Here is a 26,840-nt window from a genome sequence, read left to right as displayed (position 1 = left end):
CCGACCCCCGGGCGGAGCCCGGGGCTAGTCGTGAATGCGCAGCCCAATCGGCATCGACTCGCCATACACGACGCCGCGTTCCCCTTCGTCAAGCGCGCCGCCAGAGCGAACAAGGTCAATCAAGTGCTCAGCTGCGTCTCGGAACTCCAGCCACTCGACGATGCGAGCGCGGCGGGCAGCATCGACGTCGCGGTGCCGATCGTCCGTGCGACGCGCGAGTTGCATCACAGCCGCATTGGATAGCAGGTCCGTTTCGGGGCGAGCCAAGATCGCGTCGAGCCACTTCGCCGCATGTTGCACGGGAACCACCGTGTTCAGCGGCCCGCTCAACGGCATGCGCTGCCCAAGCCGGCCCAACGCCCAAATCATCGTTGGCCGCGCGTTCTCGAGCTTGCGCTTCGGCAGAAGATGAACGATATGGTCGCCCAGCTCCAGCTTCAGGTTGATCGGCAACAACTCCAGCGAGCCCAGCAGCCGCCAAATCTCCAGCGTCGCGGCCGGATCGAGCGCCGTGGTTCCAGCCAGTGCAGCTCCGCCGTCGAAGCGCCGCCGCAGCGCGCGAACGGACGCAATCAGCGGCTCGGCCAACCCGAGTTGCTGACCGCGGCTCAGACCGCCGGCAATCCGCCGCCACAAAATGAGCGTCTCGGCATGCGAGGCCGGGAACGCGATCTTGCCGTTGACCGCGCGCCATGTTTGAGCCACCCGCCAGTCGTCGACGGCAAATCCGTAACCAGGCCGCAGGGAGTAGCCGACCAGGTTCAGCCAGCGCGCTTCGTGGGCCGGCGAGCGCTGCCGTCCCGTTTGGAACTCCATCAACATTTCCCAGAGACGCCGCAGCGCCGACGTGGGCCACTCGTGCTTGTCGAGCTCGAGCACGCGCACCAGTTCAGGCATTAGCTCCCGCGGCGGCGTGCCGCCTGACTCGGCGAAGACGCCGGCAATTCGCTCGCGGCACGCTGCCAGCGTCGGCTCGTCGACGAACCCTTCGCGCTCGCCGGCGGTGTCGTGCGCGGCAAGATCGGTTTGCGTCGTCGAGCGAATGTCAAACTGCAACCGCCAACTTCGATTCGCATCGACCTCGCGACAAGAAAGTTCCAGCACGCCGATTTCCGAAAGCTGGGCGTGCAAGCGGACCTTCGCTTGCTGCTGATCTTTCTGGCGGCCAGACTTCAGCACGGTGCGAATCGGCGGCAGCGGCGTCAGTTCCTCGCGGTTCACCTCGATGATCGCGCCGGGCGGATCGACGAGCCGGCTGCTCGAGACGTACAGCGGAAATTCCACCGGCTCGGCGAGCGTCACCTGCAGGTCGAGCCCCTCGATTTCAAACTCTTGCCCCGCCACCGCGTTGCCGGGCGCCAAGCAAACCGCGGTCGGCTTGGCGCTGGCGACGCCGATGTAGTAGCTGCGGGCGAGCGTCGCCGCGATCGACACGCCTTCGCCACGACGCACCATGCCGTAGTACGCGGCGCCGTGCGCGACGGCTAAATCCAACCGCGGGCTTTCGAGCACCGCAGGGCGCCAGGGCTGCTCTGGCGACGAAAACCATGACGCGACGACTTCGAGCAGACGCTGCTGCAACACGGGCGACGCGAAGAGACCGCCATTCAGCAGCACCACGTCGGGCCGAGCCGGATCTGCCCCTTGGTCCGCTTGCCGCTCGCTTCCCAGCGTTTCGTCGCCGGTGAAACGATGGGCCGACAAGAACGCCGCTAAGTAGCGCGTGATCGCCGGGTCGGCTGCGTAAGGCAAACCGAAATCCTGGAAACCCGACTGCTTGCGCGCCGGCTTGTCGGTCAAGCTCACGCGCGGCAGAAAGCCATCCAACAACAGCGACTCGACTTCGGCACGCGTCACCGCCGCCTGCAACCCGCCGCCAATGAGTTTCGCGCCTGCCGCGGGGAGATTGATCGTGATCGTCTCGGGCGGGTTCTCGCCCAGCAGCGTTTCCTTAACGCGGCGAGCCGTGCGCACCAGCACTTCCCACTGATGCGCCGGCAGCTTGTCGTCGCCGACAAGTTTCTGCTCGACGTAACGAGCCAGTGCGAGGTCGAGGTTGTCGCCGCCCAGGATGAGGTGCTCGCCGACGGCGATGCGATTGAAGACCGCGTGGCCCGTCGTTTCGTTGGCGCTCACGCGAATCAGCGTGAAGTCGGACGTGCCGCCGCCGACGTCACACACCAAAATCTTCTGCCCCGGCGTGATCTGCTGCTGCCAGTCGACGGCGTTGCGGTAGACCCACGCGTAAAACGCGGCCTGCGGTTCCTCGATCAGAATGATCCGCGGCAGCCCCGCCCGTTTGGCGGCCTCGATGGTGAGCTGCCGGGCCACCTCGTCGAACGACGCCGGGAGCGTCACCACCACATCCTGCTCGGCGAGCGGGTGATCCGGAAACGCGGCGTTCCAGTTCTCGTGCAGATTCCGCAGGTACCGCGACGACGCTTCGACGGGTGAAAGCCGCTCGACGTCGGCGTCGCCATGCCAAGGGAGCAAGTCGGCCGTGCGGTCAACGCCGGTGTGCGAGAGCCAAGACTTGGCCGAAGCAACGAGCCGCCCCGGATTGCCGGTCCCCTCATCACGCGCGAAAATTCCGACCGCATGCGATGGCGCCTCCGTGCTCCACGGCAAGCGCACGGCGCCGGCGTTCGCTTCCGCCGACGTGGTTTGATAGTGAAACGACGGCAGCGTCTCGCGCTGCTCCGCCTGAAACGGCGCCACGACTTGCAGAATCGGCAGCGTAGCGACTTGCCAAGGCGCCTGCTGCGTATCGACGTACGCCACGGCGGAGTTGGTCGTGCCAAGGTCGATGCCGACGACAAACCGGCTCGGCGTCTCGCCGTCGGCGTTTGGCAAAGGACGTTCGCTCAAGGCGCGGCCCCATCATGCGCATCATCGCGAATGCTGAACTCCAGCTTCCAGCGACGATCGGACGCGGTGCTCACGCACCACAGCTCGAAGACGCCCAGCTCCGTGATCCGTGATTGAAACTTCACAGGGACGTACGTTTCGGCGTCGTCGCTGCCGGCTTCGAGCACGGTTTCCAGCGAATCGGTTTCCGCCAATTGTTCTTCGTCGATCGCAGGCAGCAACTGGCCGGGCGCGTCTTGCGGACGAACCGCCGAGCTGAAGAAGCGAAAGTGCGCCGGCTCGCCGAGCACCAACCCGAACTCGTTGGATGGAACGTCGATCGCCGTTCCTTCTTCCATGCCGAACGGCACGACGCACAGCGCCCGTAGCGGCCGCGGGGCGCCCGGAATCGCCAAGCCCGCCGTTTCAATACCGACGTAGTACGAGCGTGCGGCGCCGCTGCGAATCCGCATGCCCCCTTGTTGCTTGACCCATCCGTAAAACGCGGCCCCGCGCGCGACGGCGAAATCCAAATCGCGCGGACCGGGCAACTCGCGCACCGTCCGATCGGCGCCGGCCCACTCGCCGAGGCGTTCGAGCATCAACGCGCGGAAGGCGTCAGCTTTGAACACGCCGCCGTTAAACAGCACGTGCGTTGGCGCGGCGGATTGATCCCCCTCGCCGGCATGTGCGGTGAGGAACGCCGCCAGATGCCGCGTGATCGCCACGTCGGCTTGGTAGGGCAGGCCGATTTCTTGAAACCCCGAGGCTCGCCGACGCTGCGGGCGATCGGTAAGTGTACACTTCGGGAAGAAGCCGCCAACCAACAGATCGACCGCAAGGCTGCGCGGCACCTCGACCGACACCGTGCCGCCGATCAGCTTGCTGCCGCGGCCCAGCACCGAGATGCGATGCGACTCCGGCGCGTCGGCGGCGAGCAAACTCTCCTTCGCATCGCGGCACGAATGCCACAGCGAAACCGACTGCCAAGCGTCGAGCTTGACGCCTTGCTCGGCGAACAGCTCCGCGACGCGGTGGGCGAGCGTGAGGTCCATGTTGTCGCCGCCCATCAGCAGATGGTCGCCCACCGCCAACCGCCGCAACTCCAGCTCGCCATCGGCTTCGGCGACGTCGATCAGCGTGAGATCGGTCGTGCCGCCCCCCACGTCGCACACCAGCAGGCGGTCGCCCTTCGACAAATCTTTCCGCCAGGCGTCGCCGCGCGTCGCAAGCCACGAATAGACCGCCGCTTGCGGCTCTTCCAGCAGCACGAGCGAATCGGGCAAGCCCGCCGCTAGCGCCGCCTCGCGCGTCAACTCGCGAGCCGCCGCATCGAACGACGCCGGCACGGTCAGCACGACCGTCTGCTGCGCTAGCGGCGCATCGGGGAACTGCGCGTTCCACGCCGCAACGAGATGCTCAAGGTAACGCCGTGACGCAGCGACCGGCGAAATCTTCGCCACCTCGGGCGGCGCGTGGTCAGGCAGCAGCGGTTGCCGGCGATCAACGCCGCTGTGGCAGAGCCAGCTCTTCGCGGCGACGACCGTGCGGTCGGGCGTCTCGGCGCCGCGACGCCGCGCATACTCGCCGACGGCGAACGGCATGGCCGACTGCCACGGAACGGCCAGCGCCCCAGACGCCGCCTCGTGCTCGGGCGCTAGGTAGAGGAATGACGGGAGCGAGGGGCGGCTTTCGACGGTGCTCGCGGCGACCAGCTGCGGAACCTCCAGCAACTCCACCTGCGGCGACTTCGTCTCGAGCGCGACATAGGCCAACACGCAATTCGTGGTGCCCAGGTCGATGCCCACAACATACTTGGCGGTCATCTAAAATTCTTTCTCGATCAGCCTAGTTGAACTTCTGCGGGCGCGATCACCAGCGCCGCCTGCTGGCTACCCGTCCAGGTCGGCAGGTCGCACTTCGTCGCTTGCCAACCGGCGTGCATCAGCTTGCCCGAAAACGGCGGCTCGCGTGACACGTCGCCCGTCAGCCGGAAGCATTCGGTTTCGTAACCGGCCGGAACGCTCACCGTCGCTCCCTCTGCTCCGGCCTGCAGCGGTCGCATCGCGAACACGCGGGCGAGCACCTTGCCGCAATCGCGCAACACGTCACGCGCCGCGGCGCCGATTTGAGCATCCGAGTAACCGTCGAGCGATTCGTTCACGATGTCGACGAAGCGAGCCTCGCGTTGCAGTGTGCTGAGCAGCGTGATCGCGTCGCTGCGCGGCGACTTCACCACGGCTGCCGGCTTCGGCGCTGGCGTCGGTGCCGGTGCTGGTGCCGCGGGCGGAGCGGCCGGCGCGGCAGCAGTTCCTTCCAACGCCAAACGACACCGGCTGGCAACGTCGGCATGGAACAGCACGTTGAAAAAACATCGAATCGCTAACCAAAGACGCATCAAAAACCTCTCCGACAGGGCAGGGCAGGGCGGACCGGGCAGCGGGCGCCATATTGGCGGCCTGCTCGATGGGCGACGCCAGGCTCTAAAATACCGCTAAAGCCGCGGAGCCGACAGAGTCTCCTGTCGCCCCTAGCCCCGGGCTCCGCCCGGGGGTCGCACACCATATGGTGGCACGTCGCCTCTACTTCACGCCCACCCCCGGGCGGAGCCCGGGGCTAAATGCCGGTGACGACCAAATCGCCGTGACCATCCGTACGGCGTCGCCATAGGTCGAGCAGAAAGAACGCCAGCGTCACGACCACCGGCCCGAGCACAATGCCGGTGGCGCCAAACAAACTCACCCCGCCGAGAATCGCGACGAACGACACTACCGTGTGCTGACGCAGCCGCGAGCCGACCAAGTAGGGGTAGAGGATGTTGTCGATCAGCCCGATCGCGATCGCTCCCCAACCGACGAGGATGGCCGCTTTGCCGTACTCGCCTTGGTACGCCAAGATCGCCGCCGCCGGGCCCCAGATAACGAACGTCCCCAAGTAAGGGATGATCGCCAAGAGGCCCATGATCAACGCCCACAGCGTGGCGCCCTCGATACCGAGGATGCCAAACATGACGCCGCCCATGATCCCTTGCACCATGGCGACGGTCACCGTGCCGAACATCGTCGCATTGATCGTGTCGTCGACGCGGCGGAAGAGACGATTCGACTCCGCATCGCTCAATGGCAGCACGCTCCGCACGGAATCAATCGCGAGATCTTCATCGCGGTAGAGGAAGTAGAGGACGAACAGCGTCAGCAGCGTTTGCACCACCAGGTAGAGCGGCGTCGACACTGCGGCAACGGCCCCGGGTCGAAGACGATCAATCAGCTGCGGCGCCTCTTGCGACAGATCGAAATCTTGCCAGAGCTCATTGAGCCGCGGGTGCTCTGCGAGTTCTGCATTGAGACTCTCTTGGATTGCTGGCCAGCCTTCAATCGCCTTCGCAATTTGCTGCGCGCCCACCGTAATCACCAACACCGCTGGCAAGAGCACCAGCACCGCAACGATGCCGACGCAAATGGTCGCCTTCGCATCCGCGGTCTTCGTCTTACGACCGACCCACTGGCTAAACCGATGCGTCACCACCGCCGCGGTAACCGCCCACACGATCGGCGGAATGAACGGCTGAATCAGCAGGTAGCAGAGATACAGAACAAGAACCGTCGCCGCCGCCAGCGCCACGAGCTTGCCGCGACTCCGCGACGGGGTGGCAGCAGGCTTTGCGGATTCAAGTTGCTGATCTGGCATTCGTACTTCACCGTCCGAGCGAGCTTCATAACCTGCCGCCGCGTTCTAGCCCCGGGCTCCGCCCGGGGGTCGCCCACCATCCAGTGGGATGTCGCCCCTACTTCACGCCCACCCCCGGGCAGAGCCCGGGGCTAAAGCTTCGCAACTACACCGCCGTCGCGATCAGCGTGATGTTCTGCCCGCCGAAGCCAAAGCTATTCGAAAGCACCGCCTTGCACTTCTTCTCGCGGGCCGCGTTCGGCACGTAATCGAGATCGCAATTCGGATCGGGCGTTTCGTAGTTGATCGTCGGCGCCAAGACGCCGCGCTGCAGCGTGAGCAGCGAAATGATCAGCTCGGTCGCGCCGGCCGCGGCGACGAGGTGGCCCGTCATGCTTTTGGTGCTGCTCACCGGAATCTTGTACGCCTGCTCGCCGAAAGCGCGGCGGATCGAGTGGGTCTCGACCTTGTCGTTCACCGCGGTGCTCGTCCCGTGGGCGTTGATGTAGCAGATGTCGTTGGGGTTGAGCTGCGCGTCCTTCAGCGCCATCGTCATGCAGGCCGTGGCGCCGCGGCCGTCGGGATGCTGGTCGGTAATGCGGTACGCATCGGCCGTCGTGCCGTAGCCGGCGATCTCGCCGTAAATCCGGGCACCGCGGGCCTTCGCCCGTTCGTATTCTTCGAGCACCACCATCGCGGCGCCTTCGCCCAGCACAAAGCCGTCGCGATTGAGATCGAACGGCCGCGACGCCCGCTCGGGCTGTGCGTTGTTCTCGCTGAGCGCTGTCAGCAAATTAAAACCGGTGATGCCGAACGGATGGATCATGCTGTGAGCGCCGCCAGAGAGCATCACGTCGGCTTCGCCGCGGCGGATGATCTCGGTCGCTTCGCCGACCGCCTGGCTGCTCGCGGCGCACGCGGTGAGGCAGTTAGCGTTCGGTCCCTGAGCGTTGAACATCCCGGCGAGGTAACCGACCGGCATGTTCGGCTCTTGCTCAAGCTCCGCCACCGGGTCGAGTTCCTTAAGCGCCGTCTCAACGAACTTCTTCAGCGAGAAGTCGCCGTCGGCCGCGGTGGCGGCAGTCATCATCCGCGCGAAGCGGAAGAAGTCTTGTTGCCCCTCGCCGGCGCCGAGGTACACGCCGAAGCGAGTCGGCTCGACGCTCGACATCACGCCCGAGTCGTTCACCGCCTGCTTCGCGGCGCCGGCAGCGAACTGCGTGTGGCGACTGCGATTCGCCCACACGGCGGCGTCTTCGCCTTCCGCGGCGATCGACCAATCCTTCACCTGGGCCGAAATCTTCGTCGGAAAATTGCTGGCATCGAACAGCGTCGTCTTCCCCACGCCGCTGCGACCTGCGAGCAAGTTCTCCCACAGCTTCTCCGGGTTATTGCCCGAGGGAGTGACGCAACCAATGCCGGTGACCACGACGCGACGACGCATGGCAAGAATCCACAAACAGGAAAGGGGGCTAATCGAGCAGTGACAATCGACTGCAAGCCAGCAAGTTCACGCTGCGAGCCGCGGGGTTCATCCCCGCGGTCATCCCCAGATTGTAGGCGCCAACGCCGTTCGATTCGACCCGAACCAGTCGGTGCTACGAGGCGGCCGCCTCGTTCAGCGGGTAATCTTCCCGCTTCAGCCGCGTCCCGTCCTGCTTCACGCCGACTTCAAACACGCCGACCAAATTGAGCCAATGCCGCAGGTCGGTCGGCCGAAAGAGCTTGGCGCCCATCTCTTTGGCCATATCCTCGCCCATCCGAGCGAACAGAATCTGCACCTCGCCGTGCGGCCGATCGCCGACTGTCGCCACGCCCGACACTTGGGCGCTATCGTTGCGAATCCAATCAGCCGTCACTTTGTAGGTCAGCGTTTCGCCCGGCCGCGCCCGGCCGGTGAACTTCGCCTTCGACAGTTTGGCGAGCACGACAAGCTCCCCGAAGCCGTAGTGCTCGCTGATCAGCAAGCCGCCCGCCTGAGCCATCCCCTCGCAGCAGAGCGAGTTCGGCATAATCGGGTAGCCGATATGGTGGTCGTGGAGATGATCCTCCGAGAGCGAGACGCCCTTCACCGCCGTCGCGTGCGACCCGCTCACGAATTCAGTGAATCGATCAATCCAAAACCAACGCATGGGGAAGCTCCGCAGCAGAGAGCATTCAGCGGTCAGCGATCAGCTGTCAGCAAAACATAAAGACAAGCTTGCTTGCCTCTGCTCTGGCTGAATGCTGACCGCTTCCTAGCTGAACGCTATTTAGGCCTTCTTCAACTTGTGCTCGACGAAGTTGCACATGTCCTGCACCGTCAGCTGATTGCCGAGGTTCTGGACGTTCGGGTCGGCCTCGAAGCCGCTGAGGTCGGCGAAGGGCATCCGCTCCTTCAGCTTCGCGATGCCGGCCGCGTTGACCTTGCCGTCGCTCACATAGGAGGTGTCTTCGAGCACGTCCATCGGGATCAGCTCGCCGCGCTCGATCTTGATGTCGAACGCCTTCTCAAGCCGGAAGACGATGTCGAGGAAGTCGATCGACTCGGCGTCGAGGTCGCCCCGCAGCGTCGCGTTCGGCGTTACTTCGTCTTCATCGACGCCCAGCGCATCGACCAGGGCTTCGCGAACCTTGTCAAAGATCTCTTCTTGCGACGGAATTCCCACGACTATACCTCCGCTTGCAGGTAGTGACTCGCTGCTGAATCGCCGCCGCTTTCACGAAGCGGCCGCGCTGCGAGCGAGTCTATCTAAATGTGTATTGAACGGTGTGTTGAACGATCTATATCAATCGCCGCCGGCGAACTCGCTCGGCTGGCCTCATCGGTCGCTTACGACTTTAGGTTCATTTCTCGCGTGAGGATCGATTGAAATCCTCGCTGCACGCCCACCATCCGGCGATCCAAATCAACCAGTTCCGGATCTTCGTCGCCGAGGTTGAAGCACTCGAGCGTCAATCGGCCGCTGGTGCAGGTCCGCTCGCCGACTTTTCCTTCGAACTTGAACGACACGGCCGAGCCTTCTTGCTTGAGCTGCTCGACCCGCATCTGCAACATGTTGCCGGGGGTGACGAAGTCGGTGAATTTCACCGACTTCGCTTCCTGCAGCACGATCATGCTGTGGGCGTAATCTTCGCTCATCCGCACGAGCCAGGCCGCCGACTGCGTCGCCGCTTCGAGCATGAAGACGCCCGGCAGCACCGGAAACTCGGGGAAATGATCCGCGAGATATTCCTCGGCTAGCGACACATTCTTTACCGCGGTCAGCTCCACCCCAGGTTCGAACGAGCAGATACGATCAAGCAGACAGAATCGCATAGGCTCTCTATCGACACATTTGGGGAGGCGGGGCGAATACTCGCCGGGCTGGTAAAATAGCGAATTCGCGATTATAGCGGCCGACTTTTAGGGCCACAACGGCGGTAACGCCCCCGCAAACTGGGGAATCCTGCGGATTCCGGCCCCACAATTCCCCGAATCCAACAGAGCCGCGACCGGTGGTCGCGGTCCCCCAACGCCCCCAATCGCCCGCCGATGGCAATCACTCCCGGCGAACGCTCGCCGGAGGGGCAGGCGCCCCCTTCTCGGCCGCCTGGCTGGGCTGCCGCTTGCGTTGCTTCCAGTTCAACGCCATGACCAACAACAGCAGCGGCCACATCACCGCCAGGGTGTACGTGACAAGCCCTTGTCCTTGGACCTGCTTCAGCTGCTTGTGAGAGGCCATCATTTTCTGCTGCCGCATATGCAGCCAAGCGACCGGAATTCCAGCCGCGACATAGAGCAGGAAGACGAATTTGCCGAGCTGATCTGGATCTTGCTTCATCAACTCACACTCGTATTGATCGACAGTCTAGCTTCGCCCTGTACGGATTCGACGGACCACCCAACCGATTCCCAGCGTCAACAAGCCTCCGAGTAAAGCCAGCAGCGTGTGCACAAAGGCCGTGACGAACACTCTCGCTGGATCTTCGTTGAACAGCCCAAGCACCTGCGGCTCGTTCCGAAGAATGCGTTCGGCTTCGTGCAGGTAATACTGCCAAAGTTTGCATTGAACAATGGCGCCGATGCGTGGAGACGGGATGAAGGTCGTCGTGAACATCGCCAGGACGACGAACGTCACGGCGAATCCGATTGCGAACCAAACTCGCAGCGAGACATTGGAAGCGATGGCCCGCTCCGCGATCGACCCCGTTTCGACGTGCGCGGCTTCGACGTGATCTTCAGGTCCGGCGCCCGCCATCAAGCCTCCTCGTTCGAATCCGAGCAGTAATCGGCGCGTCGACTAATTGCGGCTTGCCCGCCGCAAAATGCAAAAATCGCCGAAGTCCGTTCCTGCGCGCCGAGCAATGCTCCGCGAAGCTCAGCCGAGCGAACTTTCAAGAGACTTCGACCGTGGCCAAACGCGCCGCATGAGAAAGAAGGAGGCGATGAACCCTGCAATCAAGCAAACCCAGTACTGGATGGAATGAAACGTCTCGTTCTGGATACCAAGCAGGAATACAGAGAAGAAACAACAGATTAGGTAGAAGACGTTCAACATGACGCCAGCCACGATGAACCCCGCAAAAAGAATTGCCAAGCGTCCGATCCAAATCATTCGAATCCCCTAAAACGCCGACTTATTGTTCGTGCAGTTCCAACTCACGCTTTCTTAACGAGCCGCAACAGCGCAATCAACACCACCGCCCCCACGGTCGCGGTGATGAGCGCCCCAATCAACCCGCCGGCGGCGATGCCGAGCATCCCGAACAGGTACCCGCCGACGATGGCGCCAATGACGCCGAGGATGAGATCGCCCAAGATCCCGTACCCGCCGTTCCCCATGATTTGGCCCGCCAGCCAACCCGCGGCGATGCCGATCAGAATGAACCAGAGCAGTCCCATAGCAACAGCGTCCTTTCCAGGAGTGTAGGGTGCGGTGCTTGCACCCACCTTTGCCAATCACCCATCGATCACGCTTCTCGCGCGATCAGCGTCAGTTGAGCAACATCATCGGGCTCAACATCCGGCAGATTCGCGAGCATCTCGTCCCAAGTCTCGTAGCGTTCCAGCGAATTTACCACGCACGCCAGCGGCTCGGCGAGCACATTCGCAAACTCCACCTCCTCAGCCGATTGCAATGCAAACGCCAATCGCTCTATCGGCGGCGTGAACTGCGCATCGATCCCCGCTCGATTGCCGCGCGGGTCGACGCGATACCAGCCAACGCCCGGCAACTCGATCGCGTTGAATCCATGCAAACAAAAAGGGGGCCCCGCGTCGCCGACGCTCAACCGCTGATAACAAAATCCCGCCGGAATCCCATTCGCTCGCAGGAGCGCGGCCAGCAGATGACTCTTCGCGTAGCAGTATCCCGTGCGATGCAGCAGCACGTCCGACGCCCGCCACGTCACCGGATTCCGCTCGAAGTCGCGACTGTGCATCACCTCGTCGCGAACCCATTCAAAGCACGCCTTGGCGACCGCGGCCGTATCTTCGCAACCGACGGCGAGCGCACAAGCCTGTTCCATCACGGCCGGATGATCCCAGTCGATCACATCGGTTCGTCGCAAGTAATTCTCAGTCGGATCCATCCGCTACTCCCGCTGCGCATCTATCTCACTAATCTTCGCCCGCGCCGCCGTCGCTTGCTCGCGCAGCTTCGGATTCCCTCCATACAGCTCCACAAACTCCGTCAGCAGCACCTTCGCCGGCAGCAGCTTGCCCTCTTCGATGAGTTCGTCCGCCTCGACCAGCTTCGCCTCGGCCATTTGTGCAAGCGTCCGCCGCGCGTCGGGTGACGCCTTGATCTCAGCAATCTTCTTCGTCGCCAGTCGGCCGTAAACCTTCACGTCGGCCGGTGCGTCTGTCGGGACCGCTTCGATCGCCTGCTCGTAGAGTTCCCACGCCGACATCAAATCGCCGAATTGCTGCCGCTTCTGCCCCTGGGCGAACAAGCTTTGCGCTTTCGAATTGGGCGTATTGGCGAAACGATCGAGATTCTTCACCTCGATCATCGCTTTGCCTTCGGCGACCTTGTCTTCAAACGCATCGAGTTCCGCGTTGTGCTTCGATTCAGGAAACCGCTCGCGGAAATCGGCGACTTTGTCCGAAACGGTCCGCCAGTCGGTGTAACTCTCCGACGCCAGCGTCGGCGCGAACTCGGCGTACAGTTCCGCTTCGCTCTTCGGCCACATCGCCCACGCGGCGACGGCAATTAGCGACGCCAAACACAATCCGAGGAACCACGCCCGCTCGTAGAACGGGCTATCATCTTTCACGGTCGGCGTTTGGTGCTTACGCAGCGCGGCGATCTCCTTGCGGTCGGCCTTCATCGCGAGGGCGCCTTGCTTGCCCGACATCGCATGCTTCGCGGCGCCCATCCCTTCGGCGACCTTGCGCTTCGCATCGAGAATTGCTCGCCGCGTGCCGTCGGCCGTCGCGAGGCGGATGCCGCGCTTCGTTTCGAGCAGCTTCGACACGAGCACATCGAGCCACACGGGGCACTCGAGCACGCTCGCCGAAACCCGCGGCGCCGGCCCCGCGCGCCGCGCGACCACTAACTCCGACGGCGTCTTCGCCTGCCACGGCAGCGAGCCGGTGAGGCACTCATACAAGATGACGCCGACGCTAAACATGTCGGCCGTCGGCAACGCGGCCGAACCTTTGCCTTTAAAAATCTCCGGCGCCAAGTAGTTCGCCACGCCCATCGGCGAGCGCAACCCCAGCACTTGATCTTTGTCGGTCATCTGGCAATCGAAGCCGACGAGCTTCACGCCCCCCTCAGGGAGCAAAATGATCCGCGCCGGCGTCAGCCGTTGATGAATAAACTTCGCGGTGTGAACGTAGTGGAGCGCTTCGCAAATCGACTCGGCAATGTCGGCGGTCGTCTCCCACGGCAAGCGGCCGCGGCGATCGAGCAAACTGCGCAGCGATTCGCCTTCGACGAGTTCCAGCGCGAGGTAAGGCTGCCCCTCGTCGATCGCGCCCCCCATCACTCGCGCGATGTTCGGATGCACGAGCCGCTGCAGCAGCTTCACGTCCGCGGAGAAATAGTCGCCCCCCATCGGCCGCGTGATCATGTCGCGGGGGAGGAGCTTTACCGCCATCCGCAGATTGCGTTCGATATGCACGCCGCGCAGCACATTACTGTCGGCGGAACCGCCGAGCGGCCCCTCAAGTGCGATCGGACCAATGCGAGAAGGTTGCATGCGACGCCAGCGTGAAAATGCCCCAACGCCGTATTCTAATCAGTTTGAAACTGAACCTCCAACACGGAAGCGCGGCCAGCCGGCATTTGTAACTCGCTCATTCTGAAAAAATGCGTCACCACGAAGACTCGAAGGCGCGAAGGACGCACGAAGCAGAAACAAATAAGGCTGTAACTTGCGGGCAGGACATCGTCCTAGTTGGTTCGCCTTTCTACGTGAAATCCTTCGTGCCTTCGCGTCTTCGTGGTGAAATTCCCCGCCAAACCAACCGCCATTCGTCCCCCCGCCGTGCGGATTTCGTCATTCTCTCCCCCGTAGCGCCGGGCTATCCTAAGGGGGTCATGCTCGCCTCCCGCCTTCATGTCCTCGGCTTCTCCACCTTCGCCGCCCTGGCGATCTTCACGACGTATGCCGTCGCCCAAAAGCCGCCAGTACAACTTCCGCAGCCCGCGGAGCCGCAACCGGCGGCGGCACTGCCGCCGGACGACTTCGCGCTGAAGGTTCGCCCCATCGTCGAGCATCACTGCATGCCCTGCCACGACGGCGCCGAATCGGACGGCGGCCTCAACCTCGCTCCCTACGCCACCTCGGCCGACGCCCTCGCCGCGCCGCTCGTGTGGGAGCAGGTAATGGCCCGCGTCAACCTGCACGAAATGCCCCCCGAGGGGAGCGACCAACTCAACGACGAGAAGCGCAGCACGCTCGTCCACTGGATCGCCGCGCATCGCCGCGTCGAAGACGATTGCCACAAGCTCGCCACCGACTCGAACCAATCGTTCTACCCTGGCCACGTAATGAGCCGCCGCCTCAGTCGCAGCGAATACAACAACACGATCCGCGACCTCACCGGCCTCGACCTGCGACCCGCCGACGCCTTTCCTTCCGACGGTTCCGGCGGCGAAGGGTTTGATAACACGGGCGACACGCTGTTCGTTTCGCCCGTTCTGCTCGAACAATATCTTCTCGCGGCGACGCGCGTCCTCGATATTGCGTTACCAGAGACCGCGGAAATCAGAAACAAACTAGCCGACAATCCGCCGCCGATTTCGCCACACGCATTTAGTCGTCCGTTCTTAATCTCCCGCATTGCGTTTCCGAGCGATCCCCCCTCCCCACGTGCCGCCGCCGAACAAAGCATCATTCACTTCGCCCGCCGCGCGTTCCGCCGTCCGCTCGCCGACGACGAACTGCAGCGCCTAATGACGCTCTTCGATCGCGCCCAAGCCCGCGGCGACGCCTACCTCCCGTCGCTCAAACTCGCCTTCAAGGCGATCCTCATCTCGCCCCATTTCCTGTTCCTCGTCGAACCGGAACCCGACACCGAAGGGGTCTACCCCCTCGGCCACCACCAGCTCGCCGCGCGGCTGTCGTATTTCATTTGGAACACGATGCCCGACGACGAACTCGCCCAACTCGCCGACGCGGGCAAGCTGCACGACGAATCGGTCCTCCGCAACCAAATTCGCCGCATGCTCGCCGATCCAAAAGCCTGCGGCCTCGCCGACAGCTTCGCGACGCAGTGGCTCAACATCGGCGCGCTCGGTAGCACCGTGAAACCCGACGCTGAACGGTTCCCCGAGTTCGACGCCCAACTCGCCGCCGACATGCGGGCCGAAGCTGTGGGCCTGCTCGAAACCATCCTCCGCGAAGATCGCAGCCTGCTCGACCTCGTCGACGCCGACTACGCCGTGCTGAACGATCGCCTTGCCGCCCACTACGGCCTGCCGCCCGTCGAAGGGAGCGAGTTCCGCAAAGTTCCGCTCAACGATCGCCGTCGCGGCGGCGTCCTCGGCCTCGGCGCCGTGCTCACCACGACGTCGCTGCCACTCCGCACGAGCCCCGTCCTCCGCGGCAAATGGGTCCTCGAAGAAGTCCTCGGCGCCAGCGTCCCGCCGCCGCCCCCCAACGCCGGCGTGCTGCCCGAGGACGATCGCCAAGCCGACGGCCTCACGCTCCGCCAGCGACTCGAACTGCACCGCACGAACCCCGAGTGCGCCGCCTGCCATCAACGGATGGACCCGCTCGGCTTCGGCCTCGAATGCTTCGACGCCACCGGCCGCTGGCGACACCACAACGCCGGCCAGCCAATCGACTCCAGCGGCACGCTCCCCGACGGCCAAACCTTCAACGGCCCCGCCGAACTCAAGCAGGTGCTGCTTACCCGCCGCGGCGAGTTCCTCCACAACGTCACCCGCAAGATGCTCGGCTACGCCCTCGGCCGCGGCCTGAGCCAATTCGACGATTGCGTGGTCCGCGAAACCGTGAAGTCGTTGGAAGCCAACGACTGCCGCAGCAGCGTGCTCGTGGAGCAAATCGCAATGAGCTACCCGTTCCGCCACAGGTATGCGAAGAAGTAGAGAGACAAACCACCAAGACGCGAAGGCACGATGATTTCACAAGGGACGCACGCCAAGACAATGATGCTTTTCGCATTTCATTCGTCATTCGGATTTCGTCATTCGTCATTTATCTTCGTGCGTCCTTCGCGTCTTCGAGCCTTCGGGGTGAAGGATCCAAACGATGTCTGAAAAGAAATCCTGGCACGTCCCCCGTCGCACGTTCCTCCGCGGCGCCAGCGCCGCGCTCGCGCTGCCAATGCTGGGCGCGATGGCGCCCTTCACGCGCCGCGCCCTCGCCAGCGACTCCGGCTCGCTCGCCCCCACGCCGACGCGCTTCGCCGCGCTCTACTTCCCCAACGGCGCCTTCATGGACAACTGGGTGCCAAAGCAAACGGGCGCCGACTTTGAACTTCCCTTCTCGCTCACGCCCCTCGCCCCCGTGCGGAGCGAAGTCCTCGTCCTCTCCGGCCTCGACAAGCCGAACAGCCGCCAGGGCGACGGCCACTACGCGAAAACCGCCAACTTCCTCACCGGCTTTCCCGTCGCCAAAACGACCGGCAGCGAACTGAGCGTCGGCGGCCAATCGCTCGATCAATTCGCCGCCAGCCGCATCGGCGGGCAAACGCCGCTCCCGTCGCTCGAACTCGCCATCGATCCAGTCATCAGCGGCATCGACAGCAACGTCGGCTTCACGCGGCTCTACGGCTCGTTCATCTCGTGGCGGGCCGCCGACGTGCCGATGGCCCGCGAGATCAATCCCCGCGCTGCTTACCAGCGACTCTTCGGCGCCAAGGATGGCAGCGGCCTGCCGACCGAGGATGGCCAAGCACTCGACGACGCGCAAAGCCTCCTCGACATGGCCCTTGAGGACGCCCGCTCGCTCCGCCGCAAGCTCGGCCGCGACGACCAGTTCAAGCTCGACGAATATATGGACGCCGTCCGCAACGTCGAACGCCGCCTCGCGTTCCACTCGCAGCCCGACCCCCGCGAGTGGCGCCCCAGCTCGGCGCCGAACCACCCCGACGAACCCGCGGTCACCGGCTCCGAAGATCACCAAGAGCACGTCCGCCTGATGCTCGACCTGATCGTGCTCGCCTTCTGGACCGACACGACGCGGCTCAGCACGTTCATGTTCGCCAACAGCGTATCGAACAAAAACTTCTCGCAACTGATCGACGGCGTCCACGGCGGCCATCACGAACTGTCGCACCACCAAAGCCAAGCCGCCGCGATCGAGCAATACAGCAAGATCAACCGGTGGCATGTCGAGCAGTTCGTCTACATGCTCGAGCGGATGCGCAACATCCGCGAAGGGGAGGGGACTCTCTTAGACAACAGTATGATCGTCTGCGGCTCGGGCCTCAGCGATGGCAACGCGCACGACCCCAACAACCTGCCGATCCTGCTGGGCGGCCGCGGCGGCGGGCAGTTCAACACGGGCCGGCACATTGCGAGCGAGAAGAACACGCCGCTCTGCAATCTCTACGTCCCGGTGCTCAACGCCCTCGGCATTAAGTCGGAATCCTTCGGCGACAGCACGCGTAGCTTGAACCTGGCCTAACCGCTCCCGCCCCTAGCCCCGGGCTCCGCCCGGGGCTAGAAATGCGGTGCGCAATTACACCCGCCCCGCGCGCACATTTCCGCGATCCCCACGCCACGCCGCGGCATCCACAATAAGGGCTCGCTCTCACGATCCCCATCTCCCATCGGACTGGTCGCTTCAGCGACCAGTCCAGCCCCGCCGTGCCGCGTCGCCTCCTCATCACGCTCGCCCTCCTCGCAGCGCACTGCGCGATGATTTCCGCCGCGCGCGCCGAAGACTCGCCAAGCGAACACTGGCCTCAATGGCGCGGCCCCCACGCGAACGGCTTTACTTCAACGGCGAACCCACCGCTCGAATGGTCCCCCGATTCAAACATCAAATGGAAAACCCCGATCCCCGGCCGCGGCAGCGCGAGTCCGATCATCTGGGGCGACCGCGTCTATATCCTCACCGCCGTCGATACCGGCGCCCAACCTGAACCCGAACCCAAACAAGATGAATCCCCATCCTCACATCGGACTGGTCGCTTAAGCGACCAGTCCGCCCCGCCCAACGATCCTCCATCCCAAACGACCTCTTTCGAACCCGCCCCTCATGCCGACGCTCCTCCCGAGAACGCCGGCGCCCAACCCAACATCCACAAATTTGAAGTCATCTGCCTCAATCGCCACACCGGCGAAGTCCTCTGGCAGCACACCGCCCGCGAAGCTGCCCCGCACGAGGGAATGCACGCCACCAACAGCTACGCCTCCGGCTCCGCCGTCACTGATGGAAATCGACTCTACGCCTCGTTCGGCTCCCACGGCATCTACTGCTACGACCTCGACGGCAAGCTCCTCTGGGAGCAAGACCTTGGCGACATGACCACGCGTCTCGGTTTCGGCGAAGGCGCCTCGCCAGCGATCCACGGCGAAACGCTCGTCGTGCCGTGGGACCAAGAGAAGAACTCGAGGATCTTTGGTCTCGACGCCGCCACTGGTGAAGTGAAGTGGGAAACGCCGCGCGACGAACCAACCGGCTGGGCAACTCCAGTCATCGTTGAAGCCGCCGGCCGCACGCAAGCGATTCTCAACGGCTACAAGCGGAGCCGCAGCTACGATCTCGAGACCGGCGAAGTCTTATGGGAGTGCGGCGGACAAGTGAGCAGCGCGATCCCGAGCGCCGTCATCGTCGACGATCTCGCCGTTTGCATGACCGGATTCCAGAAGTCGGCGGTCGTCGCGATTCCGCTCGACGCCAGCGGCGACGTCACCGACGCCGATCGCGTCGCGTGGAAAGCGACGAAGGGGGCGCCGTTCGTTCCCTCGCCGCTCCTCTACGATGGCAAGCTCTACTTCGTGAAAGGGAACACCGGCATTCTCTCGTGCCTCGACGCCCGCACCGGCGAGTCGATCATTAATCAGAAGCGGCTCAAGGGCATCGGCGACGTTTATGCTTCGCCCGTCGGCGCCGCGGGCCGCATTTACGTCACTGCGCGCGACGGCACGACCGTCGTCATCAGCGACGGCGACAAGGTGGAAATCTTAGCTACCAACTCCGTCGGCGAACCAGTCGACGCCTCCCCCGCGCTCGTCGGCAACGACATCTACATCCGCGGCGACCAGCACCTCTTCTGCATCGGCGCCGAGTAGCACATCTGCTGGGCGCCACCGCTGGTTCGCCAGCATTGCGCCTTGTCGACGAAACTTCGCCGCGCCCGCGGTGTTGTTCCTAAGTCGCGCCATTGATCCCCCCGATCGCGGGGTGGCCGGAAATTGGTCGTAGCTTCCAGCCCCCCAACGCGAGATAATGCGCGAGTAGCCGCGGCTCAACGAGCCGCCGGAGCGACCCAAGCAAACCTCGCCCCCGCACAAACACTTACCCAAACCCAGCACCAACAATTGCGACGCCATTCTGTCACCACTGCCGCAGTCGCAACCACAACAAGACCAAACACTTAGAATTCTGTCGCCAAAAACGCGTTTCACGACAGAATTCAATCCGCGACAAAACACCCGCTCAAATCACACCCCAAGCTACGCAGCTTAACTCCACCAACGAGTTTAAGATGACGCTCAAACTCCTTCCGCTCGCCGCCGCACTCCTCGCCGCCCCCTTCGCCGCCACGGCGTTCGCACTCGACGCCGCCAACGATCAGAACTGGCCCCAATGGCGCGGCCCCGAAATGACCGGCGTCGCACCGTCCGCGAAACCGCCGTTGGAGTGGAGTGCCGAGAAGAACGTGAAGTGGAAGACGGCCATCCCCGGCCGCGGCAGCGCGAGCCCCATCGTGTGGGAAGATCGCGTCTACGTCCTTACCGCTGTCGACACCGGCAAACTTCCTGAAGGCGCCGAAACGCCAAAGGTGGACGAGAACGTCGAACAAACCGCCGCCCAAGAACCTGCCGCTGAAGCAGCCCCGCCGGAAGGCGAAGCCCCCCGCGAGCGCCGCTTCGGTGGCGAGCGCGGCGAAAGAGGCGAGCGTGGCGAACGCGGCCCCGGCGATGGCCCGCGCGAAGGCCGAGGCTTCGGCCGCGGCGGACCAGGCGGCCCCGGTGGCCCGGGCGGCGGAGGCCGTGGCTTCGGCGGTTTCGGCCGACGCGACAGTGGCCCACGCAACATCTACAAATTCAACGTCCTCTGCCTCGATCGTAACACCGGCAAAATCCTCTGGGAAAAGACCGCCCGCGAGGCCGCTCCGCATGAAGGGATGCACGACACCAACTCCTACGCCTCCGGCTCGCCGGCCACCGACGGGAAGTTCATCTACGCCTCGTTCGGCTCGCACGGCGTCTATTGCTACGACCTCGACGGCAACAAGATCTGGGAGCGCGACCTCGGCGACATGGAAACTCGAAACGGCTTCGGCGAAGGCGCCTCGCCGACGATCTACGGCGACACGCTGCTCGTGCCGTGGGACCATGAAAAGGATTCGCACCTCTTCGCCCTCGACGCGAAGACCGGCGAAGTGAAGTGGGGAATTGATCGCGAAGAACCAACCACTTGGGTGACGCCGCTCGTCGTCGAGGCCGCCGGCAAGACGCAAGTGATCCTCAACGGCACCAACCGCAGCCGCAGCTACGACATCAACACCGGCAAAGTGATTTGGGAATGTGGCGGCCAAGTGACCAACCCCATCTCCACTGCGGTTGTTTACGACAACCTTGTTTACTGCATGACCGGCCATCGCGGTTCGGCGGTCGTCGCGATTCCGCTCGACGCCGAGGGCGACATCACCGACACCGACGAGGTCGCTTGGAAAACCAATCAAGGGGCCCCCTACGTGCCGTCGCCGATCATCTACGGCGATAAGCTCTACTTCACCAAGGGGACCAACGGCGTCCTCTCGTGCCTCGAAGCGAAGACGGGCGAACCGCTCATCAACCAGAAGCGCCTCGCCGGCGTTGAAAACGTTTACGCCTCCCCGGTCGGCGCCGATGGGAAGATCTACTTCACCGGCCGCGACGGCACGACGGTCGTCATCCCCAACACGGGCGAACTAGAAATCCTGGCGACGAACACCGTCGACGAGCCAGTCGACGCCTCGCCCGCAATTGCCGGCAACCAAATCTTCATCCGCGGCGAGAACCACCTGTTCTGCATCGAGGAATAACGAACGATATTCCCCTTAGCCCCCGGCTCTTCAAGCCGGGGGCACTCGACAATCGTCCAAAGGCGGACAAGAGGACGACCATGCCCAATCAAGCTTCACGACGCACCTTCCTGCGCAGCGGCGCCACGCTCGGCGCCCTCGCCGGCCTCGGCAACCTCGACTTCATCACGCGACTCGCCCCGGTCACGGCCGCCGAGACGCAACTCCCGCAGCACGCCCTCGGCCTGCAGCCCGACGTGGCGCCCATCGTCCGCCTCATCGAAGAAACCTCTCGCGAAGATCTGCTCGAAGTCATCGCCAAACGGATCAATGGCGGCCTCAGCTACCAAACGCTGTTGGCCGCGCTGCTGCTCGCGGGCGTAAAAAACGTCGAGCCGCGGCCATCGGTCGGGCACAAATTTCATTCGGTGCTCGTGGTGAACTCCGCTCACCTCGCGAGCATGGCGTCGCCCGACGAATATCGCTGGCTACCAATCTTCTGGGCGCTCGACTATTACAAAATAGCTGCCGCTCGAGACGTCGAAGAGCGCGGCGATTGGGTGATGGAGCCCGTCGATGAGCGTGCCGTGCCGAGCGCCGACAAAGCGGCCGCCGAATTCACCGCCGCAATGGACGCCTGGGACGACGCAGCCGCCGACGCCGCGATCGTCGGCCTCGCCCGCACCGCCGGGGCGAATGAAACCTACGAACATCTCTTCCGCTATGGCATGCGCGACTTCCGCTCGATCGGCCACAAGGCGATCTACGTCGCCAACAGCCTGCGAACGCTCAACTGCATCGGCTGGCGCCACTCCGAACCAGTCCTCCGCTCGCTAGCCTACGCCCTACTCATGCACGAAGGCGAAAACCCCCGCGACCGCAACGATTCCGCCGACGTCCCCTACAGAAAAAACCTCGAACGCGTAGCCAAACTCCAGCGAGCCGGGGCGTCCCCGCCCCCGGCGCACCTCGGAAAAGCATCCACCGACAGCGGCGCAACGAAAGAACTCCTCACCGCCATCCGCCACGCCAACAACGACGACTCCTGCAACCTCGTCAGCGAGCAACTCACCGCCGGCGTCCCCCTCCAATCGATTTGGGACGGCCTCCACCTCGCCGCCGGCGAGCTGCTCATGCGTCAACCCGGCATCGCCTCGCTCCACGCCGTCACGACGAGCAACGCCCTCCGTTACGCCTACGAAACGAGCGGCGACGAGGAGACGCGGCTCCTCCTCACGCTGCAGAACGCCGCGTTCCTGCCGATGTTTCTCAACGAAATGGGCGGCCCGGAAAAAGTCCCCGCGATCCGCATCGACGAGCTCGCAGCAGGGGAGGGCGACGCCGCAACGCCGCCAACGATCGACGCGATCTTCAACGAACTCGGCGCGGACCGCAGCCGCGGCGCCCAGCTAATGCTCGCTCGCCTGAACGCCACGGGCGACGCGAACGAAGTGATCAACGCCTCGCGCGTGCTGACGTTCCTCAAGGGGAACGACGCCCACGACTACAAGTTCAGCTCGGCCGTGCTCGAAGACTATTACAACGTCTCGCCCGCGTGGCGCGATCGCTACTTGGCGAGCAACGCGTTCAACCTCAACACGGCGACCGAGCCCGACAACAGCCTAGTCGAGCGCACCCGCGCTGCGTTCACCGCATGAGCATCGTCTAGCCCCGGGCTCTGCCCGGGGGTCGGTCGCCATTCCGATACGCGACGGACGTCAAAAGACTAAAGAATCAATCCGTCACTTAGCCGCCGCGGCCGGAACCTTCGCCGGCCTCGCATTGAGCTGCTCGCGTAAGAAACCAGGCCGATTGGTCGTGATTCCCCACGGCTTTAGCTTCTGATAATATTTGGCGACCTTGGGGTCATCGATCGTCCAAACATGGAACTCGCAGTGCCCTTCGTCGCAGAGTTCTTTGATGAACTCGGCGTCAACGTGCTTCATCTCCCCCTGCGTGCCGAGCCCGTCGGCGTGGCTCCGCTCCAGCGTCGCCACGACCTCGTCGAGCGTCGGCTTCCACTCGCCCGTCTTCTCGTTCTGCTTGTAGCCCGTGAGCCAGTGGCACTTCAAATTCGGCAATAGCTTCTTGCACTCGGCGACCGTCTTCTCGTTGAAACAGATGATGAGAATCTGATCGTCCTTGAGGTCAGTCTTCGCGAGCGCATCCTTCAGCGGGGCCACAATCTCCGGACCCGTCTTCAGCTCAATGATGAACTTCTTGCCGGCAGGGATCGTCTCGGCAATCTCGGCGAAGGTCGGAATCTTTTCGCCGCGGTACTTCTCATTCTTCCACGCGCCGACGTCGAGCTTGCGCAACTCGTCGAACGGCGTCTTCACGATGACGTGCTTCACGCCGGCAGTCCGCTTGGTGTCGGCGTCGTGAATGCAGACGATCTCGCCGTCCGAGGTGAGGTAGAAGTCAGCCTCGACTCCGTCGGCGCCTTGCTCGAACGCCAGCTTCATCGACGCGACCGTGTTCTCCGGCGCGTCGAACGACGCACCGCGGTGAGCCACGATGTTCTGCGCACTTGCCGTTTCGACCGATCCGGCCAAAGCCGACAGGATGCCCAAGCCAAGCGCAAGCGCTAAACGAATCGCCATCACTTCTCCTTCAAACCAAGCCTAACAAGTGCGGACCGCGCGCCCGCAGCGCAACGCGGCTAATGATAACAGCATGAGCATGAGCGCCGAAGGCTCCGGTACGGCCGCTTGTGAAGTCGGTCCCGCCGGACCAGTGTACTCTTGCTGCCAAATCAGAAAATCGGCGCCATCGACGTTGAAGTCGCCATTGGCGTCTCCTTGCTGCGGTCTAGCCGAGAATGTCCGCCCGAAGTTGTTCTTGAAAACAGCGAGGTCTAGACCATCGACGTAACCATCCTCATTGAAGTCTGCGGCGTAATCGGGCGTCGGCAACTGAGAAAGCGTGAAGAAGAAATCATTGGCCGCATCGGTGCGGTAGAGATCTAAAAACGGCGAGTAGGTGCGCACATGAACCGTCTTGCCGTCATTGAGAAACTCCAGCACACGAATCCAACCGTTGCCGCCGTTGGTTTCGAACTGCGAGTTGAACACCATCTGGTGAACGACGTTCGCTTGCGGCCCCGTACTCTTAAGATAGCCGACGCCGTCGCCGCCGACGTGGCCGTTGAGCGTCATCTCAAAATTGGGATTCAACTTAACAAGTTCATTCCACATTTCCTCGCCGTCGTTGCCGTCAGTCCCCACGGGATAGCCGTCGGGAGTATCGTTCGCGCGGGTATTATTCGGATTGAGGTAGGAATGCGTCAGGAGGACCGCGGTGTAGTCGGCGTACTTCGGCAAGGCGGCAATCTGATTCGCCCAGGTGATCGTCGCTTGCCGCGGCCAGAACTCAAGCGAGAAGATCAGCAAGTCGCGGCCGTCAGGGGCGTGAAGCTCGAAGTAAGCGTTTTGCAATTCGCCGGGAACTTGATAGCCGGCGAAGATGCCGCCTTGAGCCGGATCGACAAGCGGGTTGTCGGACGCCTTGAAATACTCGTTGAACTGCGTGTTGCGATTCTGCGCGCTCGTCGTGCCAAGGTCGTGATTACCCGCCGCCATAATGTAAGGCAGCTCGCCGTTGAGGATGCTCATCGCCGCCTTGGCGTTGGCCCACTGCTGATTGGCTGTCTGGTCGCCGCTCGTGGGCGTCACTTGGCTATTTTGATTAACGATGTCCCCCTCTTGGAGGACGACCTGCATCTTGTACTCTTCTTTATTGTCCTTAATCCAATTCGTGAGCTGCGAGAAGATAGGCAAATTCACCGAGCTCTTCGCATAGTTCTGCGTATCCGGCATCACGACCATCGACCAAGCTGCATTGGGAGAAGGCGCGAAGGGGGCCTGCGTCACCGTCTCTACGTAACCGGGCGAGCCATGATTCTCCTGGCCAGCCGCGGCGCGGAACTTTGCGCCGTAGACGCCGGCAGCAGAAGGCTTCCAATTCGCTGCGAGGTCGTTGCTCGTCTTCGACAGCGCCCCGGGAAGTAAATAGATGCTGTTGCCGTCGGAGCCGTTGGCCGTGGGCCAACCGGCTTCCTGATATCGAACCGCGTCTTGAATAACGCCGGCTTGATTGCGAATACCGGCGCCCTCATTCGTGCCGACGGTATTCGCTAGGTTGGGGAACGAGCCAACTTGAATGCGGTTGATCCCGCTTCCCCAGTGAGCGTCGAAGCCTTCCGCGTCCCCCGTTACTACCAATGCTTGGCCTGCGCCGAGCGTTGTCCCCACCGGAAAGGGAGTCGCCCAATCGTTGTCCTGCGAATCCCCGAACTGCCATCCTGAGATGTCGATGGTCGCCGAACCCGTATTGTAGATCTCGACCCACTCGCGGTCGTAAGGCGTCGCGGCCGCGAGATCTTTGTCCGTTCCTTGCGGATTGAACATGATCTCGCTGATGATGATCTCAGCGCGAACTGCGCTGAGTGACATCAGGGCCCATGCGCCAACGATGGCCCGACCAACAATTGCTCTCAAAGTTGCCATCCGACGCTCGAGGGGACCGCTTCTGCCGATGAGCTTGCTGGGCAAGTCTCGTCGAACCACCTTATTGATTCACAATATCGCCTGAAGCGCGTGTGAACAAAGACGTGAAGGTTTCGGGATCAATGCCATCCTGCACTAGACGCACGGAGGCATCGCCCATCGTGAAATTACAGCCGCCCACATGAAAGCTATAAATTTCGTTGTTGTTATTGCAATTCATCAGTTGCCCGCCGCCGCAAGTATCGTGAATATCGAAGAAAGAATTGAAGTCTGCCCAACTCTGTCCTGACACTGCATTCTCGGTCTCCGCCTTCGTGGTGTCGGCAGTTGGGTTCTTATTTTGATCGAACCCGTCAGGCCGACCGGCGTCCTCAAAAATCATGAACGTGTTCGACAGTCCGTCGGTGATTTGCTTCATCTTAATTGGAGTGTAACGGTTGACTGCGTTAAATCGCACTCGCAGCATGCTGCTCCAAGGGCCGTCGACGTCGTCCGATTCGGCGCCGCGGTCAGTGATCTTCACTCCGTTCTGTCCAGCAATCAGAAGCTTCTTGGCTTTGCCATCCGCGTTGTTGAACTTGATTGCGATAGCGTAATCCGCAGCGTTTTCAGGACGGGAACTATTTGGAGTCGTCGGGCACTTCGCGCCTTCGAGAGGCAGTCTCTGAACGTCGACGTTCCCTAAGCCACCGCTGACAACCGGACGAGCATCCCAGTCTCTTTTCATGTCGTACTGCGCCGCCATCGCTCCTTGCTCGATGTAGGGAAGTAAGAATGCAATAAAGTTGTGACGAGGCGCCTGCGTATGAGAAGGAGGCAACTCTCTCTTGGCCGATTCGTAATTGTGAACGGCTAACCCCAACTGCTTCATATTGTTCGTGCACTGGGTGCGGCGCGCCGCTTCTCTAGCGGCTTGAACAGCGGGCAATAGCAGTGCCACCAAAACGCCGATAATCGCGATCACCACAAGTAGTTCAACGAGCGTGAACGCCCGCCGAGCACTATGCCGCGAGGCGAATTCTTGATGGGATTTGGGGTTCATATTCCACAGCCTTTCCATTTGACTTCAATTTCGTCGCTACTTCCTCCAGTGGCATGGCATCGTCGATACGGTGACATGCCGTCAAAGGAAACGGCGATTCGTTATTTGAAAACCACTCCGAGAACTACTTGAAGCGGTCGCCGGGGGCTGTCAT

Annotated in this window: 21 protein-coding genes; 5 read left to right on the top strand and 16 right to left on the bottom strand. The window is 62.8% G+C overall.

The genetic code is table 11. The features are described 5' to 3' along the window. Positions 1-24: 24 nt before the first annotated feature. From ACQY7R_RS20760 to ACQY7R_RS20700, 13 genes are all read right to left on the bottom strand, one after another. Positions 25-2,868 (bottom strand): Hsp70 family protein, encoded by a 2,844-nt coding sequence (locus ACQY7R_RS20760; RefSeq protein WP_428307466.1) that lies wholly within the window; start codon positions 2,866-2,868, stop codon positions 25-27. Further along, on the bottom strand, positions 2,865-4,673 hold the full coding sequence (locus ACQY7R_RS20755; RefSeq protein ID WP_428307465.1) for an Hsp70 family protein: 1,809 nt from the start codon (positions 4,671-4,673) through the stop codon (positions 2,865-2,867). The genes ACQY7R_RS20760 and ACQY7R_RS20755 overlap by 4 nt, the downstream gene beginning before the upstream one ends. 17 nt (positions 4,674-4,690) lie before the next feature. Then, positions 4,691-5,245 carry a DUF2760 domain-containing protein gene (locus ACQY7R_RS20750; RefSeq protein ID WP_428307464.1) on the bottom strand — a complete coding sequence of 185 codons (555 nt, stop codon included), beginning with the start codon at positions 5,243-5,245 and terminating at the stop codon, positions 4,691-4,693. Positions 5,246-5,463: 218 nt separating this feature from the next. Further along, positions 5,464-6,534, bottom strand: a complete 1,071-nt coding sequence (locus tag ACQY7R_RS20745) for an AI-2E family transporter (protein WP_428307463.1) — start codon at positions 6,532-6,534, stop codon at positions 5,464-5,466. A gap of 145 nt (positions 6,535-6,679) precedes the next feature. Then, the gene (locus ACQY7R_RS20740; RefSeq protein WP_428307462.1) at positions 6,680-7,957 is read right to left on the bottom strand and encodes a beta-ketoacyl-[acyl-carrier-protein] synthase family protein; all 1,278 of its coding nucleotides are present in this window, start codon (positions 7,955-7,957) and stop codon (positions 6,680-6,682) included. Between the two features lie 154 nt (positions 7,958-8,111). Beyond that, positions 8,112-8,645 (bottom strand): 3-hydroxyacyl-ACP dehydratase FabZ family protein, encoded by a 534-nt coding sequence (locus ACQY7R_RS20735; RefSeq protein WP_428307461.1) that lies wholly within the window; start codon positions 8,643-8,645, stop codon positions 8,112-8,114. 120 nt (positions 8,646-8,765) lie between these two features. Then, a complete protein-coding gene (locus ACQY7R_RS20730; RefSeq protein WP_232536265.1) occupies positions 8,766-9,161 on the bottom strand; it encodes an acyl carrier protein in 396 nt (131 codons plus the stop codon). A 164-nt stretch (positions 9,162-9,325) separates the two neighbouring features. Then, entirely contained in the window at positions 9,326-9,811 is a 486-nt protein-coding gene (locus tag ACQY7R_RS20725; protein WP_428307460.1) for a 3-hydroxyacyl-ACP dehydratase FabZ family protein, read from the bottom strand. 223 nt (positions 9,812-10,034) lie between these two features. Then, entirely contained in the window at positions 10,035-10,316 is a 282-nt protein-coding gene (locus ACQY7R_RS20720) for a hypothetical protein (RefSeq protein ID WP_428307459.1), read from the bottom strand. A 27-nt stretch (positions 10,317-10,343) separates the two neighbouring features. Further along, positions 10,344-10,733: a hypothetical protein gene (locus ACQY7R_RS20715; RefSeq protein WP_428307458.1), complete on the bottom strand. Its 390-nt coding sequence runs from the start codon at positions 10,731-10,733 to the stop codon at positions 10,344-10,346. A 401-nt stretch (positions 10,734-11,134) separates the two neighbouring features. After that, complete coding sequence (locus ACQY7R_RS20710; RefSeq protein ID WP_428307457.1) at positions 11,135-11,377, bottom strand: GlsB/YeaQ/YmgE family stress response membrane protein; 243 nt, start codon at positions 11,375-11,377, stop codon at positions 11,135-11,137. A gap of 68 nt (positions 11,378-11,445) precedes the next feature. After that, complete coding sequence (locus ACQY7R_RS20705) at positions 11,446-12,066, bottom strand: transglutaminase-like domain-containing protein (RefSeq protein WP_428307456.1); 621 nt, start codon at positions 12,064-12,066, stop codon at positions 11,446-11,448. 3 nt (positions 12,067-12,069) lie between these two features. Continuing rightward, positions 12,070-13,683, bottom strand: coding sequence for a serine/threonine protein kinase (locus tag ACQY7R_RS20700; protein ID WP_428307455.1), 1,614 nt, complete (start codon positions 13,681-13,683; stop codon positions 12,070-12,072). Positions 13,684-14,024: 341 nt separating this feature from the next. On the opposite strand from ACQY7R_RS20700, the gene ACQY7R_RS20695 reads away from it, so the two are divergent. The 5 genes from ACQY7R_RS20695 to ACQY7R_RS20675 all read left to right on the top strand — a co-directional run bounded on the left by ACQY7R_RS20695 (position 14,025) and on the right by ACQY7R_RS20675 (position 22,794). Continuing rightward, entirely contained in the window at positions 14,025-16,040 is a 2,016-nt protein-coding gene (locus ACQY7R_RS20695) for a DUF1592 domain-containing protein (protein WP_428307454.1), read from the top strand. Positions 16,041-16,203: 163 nt separating this feature from the next. Next, a complete protein-coding gene (locus ACQY7R_RS20690; RefSeq protein ID WP_428307453.1) occupies positions 16,204-17,583 on the top strand; it encodes a DUF1552 domain-containing protein in 1,380 nt (459 codons plus the stop codon). A 182-nt stretch (positions 17,584-17,765) separates the two neighbouring features. Next, positions 17,766-19,196: a PQQ-binding-like beta-propeller repeat protein gene (locus tag ACQY7R_RS20685; RefSeq protein WP_428307452.1), complete on the top strand. Its 1,431-nt coding sequence runs from the start codon at positions 17,766-17,768 to the stop codon at positions 19,194-19,196. A gap of 416 nt (positions 19,197-19,612) precedes the next feature. Next, positions 19,613-21,157: a PQQ-binding-like beta-propeller repeat protein gene (locus ACQY7R_RS20680; protein WP_428307451.1), complete on the top strand. Its 1,545-nt coding sequence runs from the start codon at positions 19,613-19,615 to the stop codon at positions 21,155-21,157. Between the two features lie 80 nt (positions 21,158-21,237). Then, positions 21,238-22,794, top strand: a complete 1,557-nt coding sequence (locus ACQY7R_RS20675) for a hypothetical protein (RefSeq protein ID WP_428307450.1) — start codon at positions 21,238-21,240, stop codon at positions 22,792-22,794. Between the two features lie 84 nt (positions 22,795-22,878). Here ACQY7R_RS20675 and ACQY7R_RS20670 read toward each other — a convergent pair whose 3' ends face one another. From ACQY7R_RS20670 to ACQY7R_RS20660, 3 genes are all read right to left on the bottom strand, one after another. Continuing rightward, positions 22,879-23,739 (bottom strand): glycerophosphodiester phosphodiesterase, encoded by an 861-nt coding sequence (locus ACQY7R_RS20670; RefSeq protein ID WP_428307449.1) that lies wholly within the window; start codon positions 23,737-23,739, stop codon positions 22,879-22,881. A 21-nt stretch (positions 23,740-23,760) separates the two neighbouring features. Beyond that, entirely contained in the window at positions 23,761-25,590 is a 1,830-nt protein-coding gene (locus ACQY7R_RS20665; RefSeq protein ID WP_428307448.1) for a lamin tail domain-containing protein, read from the bottom strand. Between the two features lie 115 nt (positions 25,591-25,705). Beyond that, on the bottom strand, positions 25,706-26,686 hold the full coding sequence (locus ACQY7R_RS20660; RefSeq protein WP_428307447.1) for a DUF1559 domain-containing protein: 981 nt from the start codon (positions 26,684-26,686) through the stop codon (positions 25,706-25,708). Positions 26,687-26,840 lie beyond the last annotated feature (154 nt).

Origin of the sequence: Lacipirellula sp., assembly GCF_965279485.1 — a bacterium.
In the GTDB taxonomy this organism is placed as follows: domain Bacteria; phylum Planctomycetota; class Planctomycetia; order Pirellulales; family Lacipirellulaceae; genus Lacipirellula.
Note: the sequence above shows the minus strand (reverse complement) of the source record. Positions and strands in the feature narration are given on the sequence as shown.